Annotated in this window: 15 protein-coding genes; 13 read left to right on the top strand and 2 right to left on the bottom strand. The window is 33.0% G+C overall.

What is annotated here, in order from left to right; all coding sequences use genetic code 11:
• Positions 1-346 precede the first annotated feature (346 nt).
• The 5 genes from DM447_RS06065 (at position 347) to DM447_RS06085 (ending at position 5,367) form a co-directional block, all read left to right on the top strand.
• Entirely contained in the window at positions 347-1,630 is a 1,284-nt protein-coding gene (locus DM447_RS06065) for a sugar ABC transporter substrate-binding protein (RefSeq protein WP_112180367.1), read from the top strand.
• A gap of 116 nt (positions 1,631-1,746) precedes the next feature.
• Positions 1,747-3,048, top strand: coding sequence for a sugar ABC transporter permease (locus tag DM447_RS06070; RefSeq protein WP_198663150.1), 1,302 nt, complete (start codon positions 1,747-1,749; stop codon positions 3,046-3,048).
• Positions 3,048-3,887, top strand: a complete 840-nt coding sequence (locus DM447_RS06075; protein ID WP_112180368.1) for a sugar ABC transporter permease — start codon at positions 3,048-3,050, stop codon at positions 3,885-3,887. The genes DM447_RS06070 and DM447_RS06075 overlap by 1 nt, the downstream gene beginning before the upstream one ends.
• A 76-nt stretch (positions 3,888-3,963) precedes the next feature.
• Complete coding sequence (locus DM447_RS06080) at positions 3,964-4,137, top strand: hypothetical protein (RefSeq protein ID WP_162632597.1); 174 nt, start codon at positions 3,964-3,966, stop codon at positions 4,135-4,137.
• 159 nt (positions 4,138-4,296) lie between these two features.
• Positions 4,297-5,367, top strand: a complete 1,071-nt coding sequence (locus DM447_RS06085; RefSeq protein ID WP_232824172.1) for a DUF3231 family protein — start codon at positions 4,297-4,299, stop codon at positions 5,365-5,367.
• 21 nt (positions 5,368-5,388) lie between these two features.
• On the opposite strand, the gene DM447_RS06090 is transcribed toward DM447_RS06085, so the two are convergent.
• Both DM447_RS06090 and DM447_RS06100 read right to left on the bottom strand, forming a co-directional pair.
• Positions 5,389-5,721, bottom strand: coding sequence for a hypothetical protein (locus DM447_RS06090; RefSeq protein ID WP_112180370.1), 333 nt, complete (start codon positions 5,719-5,721; stop codon positions 5,389-5,391).
• Between the two features lie 266 nt (positions 5,722-5,987).
• The gene (locus DM447_RS06100) at positions 5,988-7,829 is read right to left on the bottom strand and encodes a BCCT family transporter (RefSeq protein WP_112180371.1); all 1,842 of its coding nucleotides are present in this window, start codon (positions 7,827-7,829) and stop codon (positions 5,988-5,990) included.
• A gap of 329 nt (positions 7,830-8,158) precedes the next feature.
• On the opposite strand from DM447_RS06100, the gene DM447_RS06105 reads away from it, so the two are divergent.
• From DM447_RS06105 to DM447_RS06140, 8 genes are all read left to right on the top strand, one after another.
• The gene (locus tag DM447_RS06105) at positions 8,159-8,638 is read left to right on the top strand and encodes a GNAT family N-acetyltransferase (protein ID WP_112180372.1); all 480 of its coding nucleotides are present in this window, start codon (positions 8,159-8,161) and stop codon (positions 8,636-8,638) included.
• 118 nt (positions 8,639-8,756) lie between these two features.
• Positions 8,757-9,254, top strand: coding sequence for a tetratricopeptide repeat protein (locus DM447_RS06110; RefSeq protein WP_112180373.1), 498 nt, complete (start codon positions 8,757-8,759; stop codon positions 9,252-9,254).
• A 136-nt stretch (positions 9,255-9,390) separates the two neighbouring features.
• Entirely contained in the window at positions 9,391-10,014 is a 624-nt protein-coding gene (locus DM447_RS06115; RefSeq protein WP_112180374.1) for a hypothetical protein, read from the top strand.
• 213 nt (positions 10,015-10,227) lie between these two features.
• Positions 10,228-10,413, top strand: a complete 186-nt coding sequence (locus DM447_RS06120) for a hypothetical protein (RefSeq protein ID WP_112180375.1) — start codon at positions 10,228-10,230, stop codon at positions 10,411-10,413.
• Positions 10,414-10,541: 128 nt separating this feature from the next.
• Entirely contained in the window at positions 10,542-10,886 is a 345-nt protein-coding gene (locus tag DM447_RS06125) for a hypothetical protein (RefSeq protein ID WP_112180376.1), read from the top strand.
• 411 nt (positions 10,887-11,297) lie between these two features.
• Positions 11,298-11,513, top strand: a complete 216-nt coding sequence (locus DM447_RS06130; RefSeq protein WP_112180377.1) for a hypothetical protein — start codon at positions 11,298-11,300, stop codon at positions 11,511-11,513.
• A gap of 163 nt (positions 11,514-11,676) precedes the next feature.
• Positions 11,677-12,099 carry a GNAT family N-acetyltransferase gene (locus DM447_RS06135; protein ID WP_232824173.1) on the top strand — a complete coding sequence of 141 codons (423 nt, stop codon included), beginning with the start codon at positions 11,677-11,679 and terminating at the stop codon, positions 12,097-12,099.
• Positions 12,100-12,229: 130 nt separating this feature from the next.
• Positions 12,230-12,640, top strand: coding sequence for a hypothetical protein (locus DM447_RS06140; protein ID WP_112180378.1), 411 nt, complete (start codon positions 12,230-12,232; stop codon positions 12,638-12,640).
• Positions 12,641-12,901: the final 261 nt, after the last annotated feature.

The raw sequence follows: 12,901 nt of genomic DNA on the forward strand, positions 1-12,901 counted from the left end.
TACAAGATCAAATTGCAATGTCAATAAATATTTTAAGCTTAATTGAATAAATTAGTATTGTAATTTTCATTATTTTTGCAATCAAACTATAAAATAAAATATTTAAAAACTTTATTCAAGAAAACGCTTGCATATTTTAAAGTTATTTTATAGAATGAGGTCACAACCTAGTTTTCATTTAATTTACAAATTGAGGGCGCTGATTTTGCGGCTATTGCAGACAACCCCGACTTTTTAAAAAAGTCGGGGTTGTCTTTTTGTTTTTAGGAAGGAGGGTGGTTTATTGTTCGGTAAATATACAAAAATAAGCAATCGATTGCACAAAAAATAAAAAGGAGCGGTTATTATGAGAAATAAAAATATTTTTATTCTTTTGATCACTTTATTAATTGCAGTGATTACATTAGGGGCATGTTCTCCTGAAAGAGAAGACACGACTAACGGGGATGCTAATTCAGGAAATACAAATGACGAAGAAGCGAATAAACCTGAAGAATTAACCGTCTGGGCCAATGATGAAGAAGAACAATTAGAAGCAATAGAAAAAATCGCCTCAGATTATGAGAAAGAGGAAGGTATTAAAATTAATGTCGTTGCGAAATCAATGTTAGAGCAGTTGGATGAATTAGCTTTAGCTGGACCTGAAGGACGCGGACCTGATTTGTTTTTTCAACCTCATGATAGAACCGGGGACATTGTAGCTCAAGGACTATCTCAACCGTTAGAGATAACGGAGGAAACTTTAAAAAATTATAGTACTGCTTCTATTGAATCGGTTCAATATGAATTTAATGGTACAAACGAGATATATGGTATTCCATCAGTAATGGAAACGTATGGAATTTTCTATAACAAAGATATTATTGATGAACCACAAACCATTGACGACTTATTAGTTGCATTAGAAGAACATTCAGACCCGTCACTAGACCAATTTGGGTTTCTTATGATGCCGAATGACTTATACTTTGCTTATCCTTTCTTCAAAACAAATGGTGCATATCTCTTTGGTGGAGAAACTGGGGAATATGATACGACAGATATTGGGCTTCATAATGAAGGAGCAATTAAAGGCGGAGAGTTATTCCAATCATTTTTCGAGAATGGAAGGATACCGGTATCTACTACAAACGACGTTATTGATGGATTGTTCACTGAAGGTAAAGTTGGTGCTGTGATTAATGGTCCATGGAGTATTACTAGTTATAAAGAGGCATTAGGTGAGAGTCTTGCTTTTGCACCATTCCCTGAAATTAATGGTCAACCTGCCCAAACATTAGTAGGAACGAAAGCCTGGATGGTATCTTACTATTCTGAGAATGTTAAATGGTCTACTGATCTTGCTTTGTTTATGACTAACCAAGAAAATCAAGCATACTATTTTGAAATCGCTGGAGAATTACCAACGAATACAAATGCACTTGAATCAATTGAAGATCCGATTTTTGCATCATTTAGTGATCAAATTGCTAACGGTGTACCAATGCCAAGCACGCCGCAAATGTCTCAAGTATGGGAGCCCATGAATAATGCATTACAATTCATAGCCGAAGGAGAGGATGTTTCGTCTGTTCTAGATGAAGCCGTAGAACAAATCCAAAGTAACATTGAAGCTAGTGGTGCAGAGTAAAACGAAGCGTTTCGGTCTGATTGATCACACGGACTGTTAAAATACCAACTATTTAAAAGGGAAGGAATATCCTTCCCTCTCATTCTTGATAAATTATTGAAGGGGGAGTAATCAAAATGGATAATGCATCGATAAATAAAAGGACCAATAAACATAATCCGAGCATAGCTACTGTACTGTCTATCGTATTTGCAGGTTTAGGTCAGCTTTACAATCGTAGATTTATTAAAGGGATCATTTTTATTTTATTAGAATTGGTCTTGCTAAGCACTCTAATAAATGCCATTAATTTTGGACTATGGGGATTAAGAACTCTAGGTACTATTCCCGGAGAAGATCATTCGATAAGATTGCTAGTATTTGGTGTTTTGTCATTTATCGGGACAATTATTTTGATAATACTTTACATTTTTAATGTAATAGATGCGAGAAAACAGGCGATACAAATTAAAAATGGTTGGGTTCCTAAAGGATTTAAAGCTTCAATTATTGGTTTCTATGATAATACTTTTCCGTACTTAATGACACTTCCAGGGTTGTTACTCATGATCATTGTAGTAATCTTCCCATTACTTTTTTCTGTTCTCTTAGCATTCACAAATTACAATCTTTATAACTCACCACCAAGAAGTCTAGTAGATTGGGTCGGTTTTGAAAACTTTAAAGAATTAGTTACAGTTCCAATTTGGCAAGATACTTTTATAAGTGTTTTAGCATGGACAGTTGTATGGACTATCATAGCAACAACACTACAAATTGCCTTAGGGATGATCTTAGCGTTAATAGTAAATGATTCTAGGATAAAATTCAAAAAAATGATTCGCACGATTTTAATTCTACCTTGGGCGGTCCCTGCATTTGTTACTATTTTAATTTTTTCGGCCATGTTTAATGATGATTTTGGTGCAATTAATAGAGATATTATCATTCCGCTTTTCGGTGGAGATGGTATCCCTTGGTTAACTGAACCTCTCTATGCAAGAACGGCAATCATTTTAATTCAAACATGGTTAGGGTTTCCGTTTATTTTTGCTTTATTTACTGGCGTGTTACAAAGTATTTCGAAAGATTGGTATGAAGCAGCTGATGTAGATGGTGGTTCGCGGTTTCAGAAATTCCGATTCATAACCTTGCCACATGTTTTGTTTGCTACTGCTCCATTACTAATTATGCAATATGCTCAAAATTTTAATAACTTTAACATTATTTACTTGTTCAATGAAGGTGGACCTCCAGTAAGAGGTCAAAATGCTGGTGGAACAGATATATTAATTTCTTGGGTTTATAAGTTAACTTTTGATACGAATAACTACGCAATGGCTGCGGTTATCTCACTAATTATGGGATTAATTATTTCAGGCTTTGCTTTTTATCAATTTAGACAAACAAAATCGTTTAAAGAAGAAGGTGAAATGTAGTGAATCAAAAAAAGAAATCACTAGTAGAAGTATTAATTATGTATCTCGTTATAATCATTACTTCTGTCATTATTTTTTATCCCTTAATCTGGACTGTTGGTATGTCATTTAATCAAGGAAGTAGCTTATATTCGTCGTCTATTATCCCAGAAAAATTCTCTTTAGAGCATTATAAATGGTTATTTAGTATAAACAGTGATTATTTAATGTGGTATAAAAACTCTTTAATCGTCTCAGTATCAGTGGCTGCTGGTAGTGTGATCATTACATCATTAGTTGCATATGCTTTTTCTCGATTTCAATTCGCAGGTAAAAAGAATGCATTATATATCTTTTTATTGCTTCAAATGTTTCCTGTTATGATGGCTATGGTTGCACTGTATATATTCCTAAATATAATAGGAATGCTAGATACGTTGACTGGATTAATATTTGTTTATCTTGGTGGACAAATTCCCTTTAACGCTTGGTTAGTAAAAGGTTACTTTGATACTATTCCACGTGAACTTGATGAAGCTGCACGCATTGATGGTGCAGGACATTTCAGAGTTTTTTGGAGTATCATATTGCCACTAGCTAAACCAATATTAGCTGTTGTAGCATTGTTTAATTTTATGATGCCACTTTTCGACTTTTTATTGCCATCTATTGTTCTATCAAGCCAGGAAAATTATACACTGGCAGTCGGGTTATTCAATTTTATAAATGATCAATTTGCGAATAACTTTACAAGATTTGCAGCGGGTTCAATCTTAATAGCAGTTCCAGTAGCGACTGTATACTTATTTTTACAAAGATATTTAATATCAGGATTAACTGCGGGGGGAACAAAAGGTTAGATTACATGCATCTAAGTGACGGTTAATCTGTTGCTTGGATGCATTGTTATTTATATTGCTATACATACCTTTACTAATGGGATATATTTCAGGATTTATTGTTAGAGGAAATAGTGAAAAATTGAATCGTTATCTGAATGCCTTGATTGAAGGTGCTCAAATACAGCTAAAAGCTGCGTCAGAAGATATAAACGATGAATACTTTCAATTTTATCTAGAAAAAATCGAGATGTTCGGGTTTTTAAAATAAGCCGGCGAGCCTATTTCGGAAGATGTAAAATTACCTCAACTAAATGTTTCCCAAATCAATCTGTTTTTATTAACAAACACATCGATGTTAGTGATACTAATAATTTTAATATATTTACTAATACTACTCCTAAAGTGAAACCTTAGGAGGATTAAAGAGGTGGAAATAAACACATCAGCTTATCAAGAAACAGAAGTAATGAAGCAGGTAAATGAACATCAAAAAAATCAAAAGTTAGTAGCATCAGAATTGGGCGATTTATTCGCTTCTTATCTAGGGGATTCTTTGTTTGCTTGTGTCTTTGAACATCATCTTCAGGTTGTAAAAGATAATGAAATTAAAGAGTATCTTGAATTTGCATTATATACATCAAGAAAACACCTAGACTCAATGAAAGATATTTTCAAAAAAGAAAATATTCCTGTTCCCGTTGGGTTTGGAGAACAAGATATGAGAAAAGATGCACCTCGTCTTTTCAGTGATATTTTTATGATTTTTTATCTTGTAGAAATGTCGAGAGCAGCTTTAATGACTTATGCTAGCACGCTTTCAACTTCACATAGGCAAGATATTATTGATTATTTTAAAATGTGTTTAAATGATACGGTTATTATATTTGAAAAGGGAAAACATTTATTGCTTTTAAAAGGGGTTAGTATTTCTGCTCCTGAAATCCCTTATCCTAAAAAAGTGGATTTTGTTGAAAAAGAATCGTTTATTTCATTGATAGCTGGGAAAACTCGTCCATTAACTGGATTAGAAATTAAACACTTACAAGTGAATATTAATACAAATATATTAGGTAAAGCAATGATGCTAGGGTTTAGCCAGGTTGCATCATCTGATAAATTACGAAGGTATTTTAAACAAGGTGCTGACGTGGCAGATACACAAATTAAGCAATTAGGAAGGTTTCTAATTAGTGGTGATTTGCCTGCTCCATCTTCTATGGATGCTCATGTAACTGATTCTACAACCCCGCCTTATTCAGACAAGTTAATGATGTATCATGCTACACTTGCAAACGGCATTGGTATCATCAACTATGGAGAAGCCGTTTCTAAAATTATGCGCCATGATTTACATGTTCAATTTGCTCTTCTCACAACAGATATAGCGAAATATGCAAACGAAGGAATGAATCTCACGATTGGAAATGGATGGTTAGAAGAACCTCCAACAGCTGCTGATCGAAACAAGCTTTCAAAGAATTCAACTGGAAGTAAGTGATGACAGATAAATTAGTTAGATTTACCGACGATTTAATTTATGATTTTGTTTCGCATTACCTGTAATTGCAAGAGATTTTGATATTACAGCAGCCAAGATAAATAATGTACAACTATTGGCAGTATTATTTGCTGTAAGAAATGCTGTTTCTATGTTTTGTAGGGAAATCAAAAAATTCAAGATGTATGAAACAAGAAAACCTGCCAATGAAATCGTGCATAAAGAATTAAACAAGAATGTCCTATCTGCTAAAGATCTTTTATTATCCAAAATACGTACTGTATGCTTAAATTGTCTAATTAAGATCCAAATCATACCAATGACTAATAGCAAGACTACAAGATTTCCTACCATAAACACGCAACTCCCTTATATTATAATTCTGGCCTGCTAAACTACTTCTTTTGTAAAATTAGGATGCGTTCACCTTATTAAAAGCAGTTTTTAATTCACGTGTTAGCTTTCAATATTTAGTTTTTATTGGTAGGTTTATTGTAACATGCGTTTGTGCAATAAAGTCATAAATTGCACGTTTATCTTCTCTTAGGCCTACCATAATTGCTTTGTAAAATCAAACAATAGACCACAGCAATTGCTGTGGTCTATTGTGATAAAAATAACTATTCTTTCTTCTCTTCGTCCGTTGTTATCGTGTCTTCCTTTTTTTCTTCTGTTACAATATCACGCAGTGCATCATTATGGACTGTTGAAGTAATTACTTCATTGATGGTATGGTCATCGGTGACTTGTTGCAATGCCACGTCAACCGATGTTTCTATTTCATACTCCTGTTTGAGCCCCATGTTGAGCGAGTATATCATTAAGATAAGAATAATGGTAAACGGTAGCCCTGTAATGATCGAAGCAGTTTGTAACGCTGTGAGTCCACCACCAACAAGTAGTGTGGCAGCTATAACACCTTCCATAACAGCCCAGAATACACGCTGTGGCACTGGTGAATTTAGTTTCCCACCTGAAGTAAGGTTATCAACAACTAGAGAACCTGAATCGGAAGAAGTAACGAAAAACACCGTAACAAGGATAATTCCAATCACGGAAAGAATACTTGCTAATGGTAAATTATCTAACAGGGCAAAGAGTGCTAAAGCCTCATCTTGTTGAACAAATGTTGATATTGCACCAATACCATTCATTTCTTGGAAAATAGCTGTTCCACCAAATACTGACATCCAAAGAAACGAAATAGAAGTAGGGATAAAGATAACACCGACAATAAACTCCCTTACCGTTCTCCCTTTGGAAATCCTTGCGATAAACATACCGACAAATGGTGACCATGAAATCCACCAAGCCCAATAGAAAACAGTCCAACCACCTTGCCAATTAGTAGCTCTAAAGGTCTCCGTCCATAAGCTCATTTCAAGCAGGTTTGACATATAGTAACCAATATTTTGCGTGAATCCACTTAAAATATAGACAGTAGGTCCAGCAATGAGAACAAATACCAGGAAGATTCCTGCTAAAATCATGTTAATTTCACTAAGTTTTTTAACACCACCATCAAGACCCATTAAAACGGATACTGTTGCTAAACCAGTGATAATGAGAATCAGGATAACTTGATTAGTGATGCTAATATCAATATTAAACAGATGATTTAATCCAGCATTCACTTGAGAAACACCAAGTCCTAGTGAGGTAGCAAGTCCCATAAGGGTCGCTAAAACGGAAAGGATATCAATCATATTCCCCCATAACCCGTAAATCTTGTTTCCGATCAGTGGATAAAATAATGACCGGATCGTCAAGGGGAGCCCTCTATTATAGGAAAAGAACGCTAGTCCTAAACCAACGATGGCATAAATTGCCCAAGGATGTATTCCCCAATGGAAGAAGGTATTCGCCATAGCTGCCTGTGCAGCAGCAGCTGAATTCGGCTCAATACCACCAAACATGGGAGAAGGTGTCCCGAAATGCTTGATCGGTTCTGCGACACTCCAAAATAATAGTCCAATTCCCATACCAGCACTAAGGAGCATGGCATACCAAGAGAATTTTGAGAATTCCGGTTTTGCGCCCTTTCCACCTAAGACGATTTTTCCATATCGCCCGAAAGCAAAATATAGCGCGGCAACAATAAATATATTAGCAGCTAAGATCATGAACCAACCAGTATTTTTAGTAACGCTATTTAAAATATTATCGAATAATTCCGCTGCAGTACTGGGGAATAGTAAGGTTAAAGAAATGAAGAGAATCAAAATAATCGATGAATAAATCGTCACATGTGGATGAATATCAATTCCGAATCTTTTCCAGTTATTCTCACCGGCTTCCTCTTTGCCTTCTTCATCAAAGAGCGATACTGTCGGTCTAATCTGTAACCCTTTAAACGGTTTTCTGTTCTTAATTGCTTTTTTTCTGGCCTCAATTTCAGCCTTTTTTAACTTTTTTGCCAACGCTTGTTGGGATGCAATTTCTTTCTTTTGTTGTTTATCCATTTAATCATACCTTTTTTTAGATTTGTACCCTTTTAGATTATACGCGTACAAGACTCTTAACACAATGATAGAACAATAATCGATTTAAATACCAATTTTTGTATAACGATAAAGTGGTAATTCTTTATTTCATGACCGAGTAAAAAAATTCAATGTGTTTTTTAACTTTGTATGATTTCCAGGCTTTAGTTAGTTCCCAGCTAGATCTCCAATGTATTTTGCAACTCATAGAAAAATTATTTCCAAATATGTTAAAAACAGCACAATAATTCGTTATTTCTTGTTAAAATATAAAAAATGCACATATCAATACAATAAGGGGGATTAGTGTGAATATTGATTTTTTATCAAACCATCCCAATAAAATAAAAGAAGTTTCTGAGATGATTTTCAAGGAATTTGTAATGAAGACAGGTAGTAGTATGAAATTTGAAGAAGTTGTTAAACACTTTTCAACAACAAAGAACAATGCATTTCCGATAACCTTGGTTGCTTTAGAGAACGGAGAATGTTTAGGAACTGTATCAATCTTTGAAAACGATTTAAAGATAAGAGACATGTATAAACCTTGGCTTGCATCTCTATATACAAAACCTGAGTATCGTGGGAGAAGTGTAGGACAAAAATTAGTAGCCAAAACCATAGATGTAGTCAAAGAATTAGGATTTAATGAACTTTATTTAAGAACAGAAGATGCAGCAGACTATTATAGGAATCGAGGATGGACCTATATTGAAACTGTTTCTGATGATAAGTACGATAGAATTGATGTATTTAAAGTAAATTTAAATCAATCAACTACTTTATGAAAAATTGTGCTTAAAGTAAAGGATCCAATAATTAAAAATGGGGTTGTCGATTGCGATAGCTTCTTATTGTGTTAAAGAAGCAGGTTAGTGGAACAGAAATAGTATTGGAGATGTTGAAGTGGAATTAAACTTAGAAAACGGTATTAAATTGCGAAAAAATGGAAAACAGGAGGAATCTAACGAACTATTTAAAAAATTGGTCAAGGAGTTTCCTGATAATGCATCAATTACCTATCATTGTGCTTGGAGTTTTGATTTATTAGGAGAAGAATCGAAAGCAGTTCCCTTTTACGAAAATGCAATCAACTTAGGACTATCCTCTGAGGAGTTAGAAGGGGCAATATTAAAATTAGGTAGTACATATAGGACATTAGGAGAATACCAGAAATCTGAGAACACATTTGTAAGAGGAATTGATTTGTTCCCAAACAATAAAGCAATTCAAGTATTCTATGCGATGACCTTATACAATTTAAAAAACCAAGAAAAGGCTATGGAGTTATTAATAAAAGTCTTGATAGATACAACAAATGATGAAGAAATAATAAGTTATAAAAAAGCCATTGATTTTTACTCTGACAAATTGGATGAAGTTTGGAAGTGGATTGTGAAATGATGTACTTAAAGTAACGGTTGCAATAGAAGAAGCCTTTGGTACTGTTGTATCACTAACTGGCAGTAATGTGGAATAAGCAGTTGTTATTAAAAATACGACTAAGTATTAAAATCAATTTAAGACTGGGGGAGGAACTTTGAAAAAAAACTTTTTCATGATAAGTTCTATTTTATCTTTTATCTTAATAGTAAGCACTGGATGCACTAATACAAGTGATAAGGTAGCCACTATTTCTATTAATGCCGATTCTGAATATGTGAATACCTTTGAAGATTTAGATTTAGGAATAGTATTTGATTTTGATTTCACATTGCCTAATGCGGATAACAGTTGGGTAGATCTTTGGGTGGAAAGATATATTGATGGAGAAAAAGAATCTCAACCATTAACGAAATTATCTTACGGTAACAGTCCAAATGAAGTTGAAGATGGGCATTTGGGGTTCGGGATGATAAACACAAAATCAGAAGATACTTTAGTTTTTCTTTTTGGACCTGATGTAAGAAATCATCCATCAATAATTGAAAAAACCCCTAAGACTGATATTTTTATCAATTGGGATTATGCAATCGGAAATGAGGAAGTAGAGTTAGAAATTGGTAAAACAAAAATCTTAGCAGTATATAGGGAAACAGAAAGGAACTCAATTCGTACGGTTGATTTACAAGATGAGGATGCAGTAAATGAAATGATTAAACAAGATAATATGGTACTACTATTAAAGGTGAAAATAGAAGAAAAAAGTTTAAATCTTAACTAATAGAACGGGATTAGACAATTTGAAAGACGATCCATTTTAAAGTATAGAGTGCGATAGTTTAACAAGGATATTGTGAAATTAAAATAAAGAAAGGAGTGTTGTAATGGCATTTGTTGTAGGATATGGAGTTTCTTTTATAGGAGCACTTGTAGCTTATAATCTAAGCAAAAATAAGTCTAAAAAAGAAAATACATTGTTTGGGGTATTTCTCTTATGGTAGCAATTTCACCATTCTTATCTTTTACAATTGGTTTAACATATGCGTTTATTTTTGAGGATGGATGGGCAATACCTAGTGCAATTTTGATATTGTTTCCGATTGGTTTCATCACAGGACTAATTATGCTTTTGGTAGGAGTATTTAAGAAAAAAGAAACGGGTTTATTTCTTAGCGATTGACGTCGTTGAGATGAAAAATCATTGTTCAATTGTTCCACTATAGCAGCAGAAGAGTTTAACAACCAAAATTTTAAAATATACTTTTTGCTAAGATGTATCTTATAGGAAAGACAAACGGAGGTTTTATTATGTATGTGTTGCCCAAAGGTTTGTTTGAACCATTATTTGAACCGATAAAAAGTGGCTTTTTTATCGTAATCGCAGTAACAACTTTATTGCTTATTTTTATGATGTTAAAACAAAAAAATAGTAAATCACCTTATGTATGGCTGATAATCCATTTTGTAGTTCTTGCATTATCAGGTTATTTGTTTTTTAACACGATAAGTCCACCGACAATTCCAGAACTTCCACAATCAATAATATATGACGAGGTTAGGATACGTTTAAGTTTTGTAGGGATTACATGGATAATAAGTTTGATTTGTTTACTAATTGGTATTAGGAAATTTCAAAAACAAGCAGAAGAATAAAATTGTTAAGTTAAAGGGTGCTTATCTGGAACAAGAGATACAGGCTTTATTTCGTATAATTTTAATTAGGGGAGAGATAGATTGCAAACCAATAGTAAGCAATCAAATAACATAAAGTTAGTAGCATATAGCAATTCTTTCTTTACAGTTTTTTTTGCTTATGCAATTTTTGTTGTATTTAATGATAGTTGTTTTCTATATAACAATTTTCATTTTCAAATTTAGCAAGAAGAAGTAATCTCGATAAGTAGTTTTTACTTATTCAAGTAAAGGAGAGAAGGGTTTTTTTAGATTTTTCAAAAAAAGGGGAACTTGATTTTATATATATTAATAGATTGAGTAGTTATATCATCGGAATTTTAATAGCGTTCATATTATTGAGATTCTTAACCGGGAGGATTATACAAAAGTATGTTGAAAAGATGGGAAGTAATGTCCAAATGGAGGAAAATTTGTTTTGTATCAAGTTTAATATTCTTAGCCGTAGGTGTTGTTTGGCTAATAATTGCTTTATCATTTGGGAAATTCTCTTTCTTTAAGTCACAATCCACATTTTATATTATTTTAGGTATTGCTATTGCCCTTTCCACTGAAATGGGTGTTAACAAAGATACTGAAAATAAATAATATAGATTGATGAACGCTGTGAAATTTTATAACGTAATGGGTGCTTTAGTACAACATGAAAAGGCATTTTTTATTCAATTAACGAAGCAGTTATGTGTAATAAAAGTAGTTAGATAGATAGTTTAATAAGAAAGATAATTTTTGCAATGAAAGGAATTTTATATTGGAAATAGATTTGAAAATGAACAAAAAGGCAATTCTTCGAGCATATGAAGAAAAAGACTTTAGTAAAATACACGATTTAAACAAAGAAGAAGGATGGACTAATTTAGTAGAGAATCAATTGAATACCAAAGAAGCGTGGAAAAATTCAAATGTATCTTATGTTGTAGAAACAGAGGGTGAAGGTGTAGTCGGCTATGTAAGAGGTTTTACTGATACTCGTATAAGTCTATTTATTTGTGAATTGCTAATAGATAAAAAGTATAGGGGATTTGGATTGGGAAAAGAAATACTCTTTTTTTTACACAATTTATATCCAAATACAAGGATTGAATTACTTGCTAATAGCTCATCTCGCTCGTTTTATGAAGAACTGGGTTATCGTACCTTTTATGGATATAGGAAATCAAACCAAGAATTTTAGGTTATTATTATTGTGCTAAAGGGTGCTTTAGTTTAGGAAGGAAAAAGGCATTTTAGTGTAATAAGATAAGTTTGCTGGATATTGAAATATTAAAGTAATTATATTCGTATATATAAGTAAATCATTTTCAATGGGGGGTTGCTTTATTAAAAGGTTTTTTTATTACTTTGGTTCGACAGTTGTTATTGGATTTATTATTTATTTAGGAAGTTTATTTCAGGTTAGATTTGCAGATGAATCCATTATGGACTATAAAATAATGCCTGTTGTAATATATGGAACTATATTTCCAGTTCTTATTGGACTCTTACTAAGATTACCAAAGTTGATAATTGAAATTAAACAGAATAAACAATGGACATTTGATTGGGTAAAGTTTATTGGGATTGGATTACCATCTTTTTATATAATAGCAATGTCTTTTTTACCATTTGCTATATCGATTAAATTACCAGAGATAAATATGCTTGAAAGTCCAACATTTCAAATAATCGCTGGCGTTGTTTTTGGATATATCTTATTGGATAGTTTAAAGAAATAAAGTTCTTTAGTATTATTATCGACCAATTGGTGGGGGGATAGAATACGGGGAGACAAGTTCTAATGAGTTAAAGAGAGAGGTTCTAGAAGAAATTGGTGCAAACATTACAGACGTAAAATTTTCAGGTGCAATTGAAAATATATTTACATATAACGGGGACCTTGGATATGAAATAGTCTTTGTATATGATGCAGAATTTGTTGACAAGTCCTTTTATGAGAAACCTTCTTTTTTTGGATGCGAAGATAATGGGGTGCCCTT

Origin of the sequence: Paraliobacillus zengyii (assembly GCF_003268595.1) — a bacterium.
Taxonomy (GTDB): domain Bacteria; phylum Bacillota; class Bacilli; order Bacillales; family Amphibacillaceae; genus Paraliobacillus_A; species Paraliobacillus_A zengyii.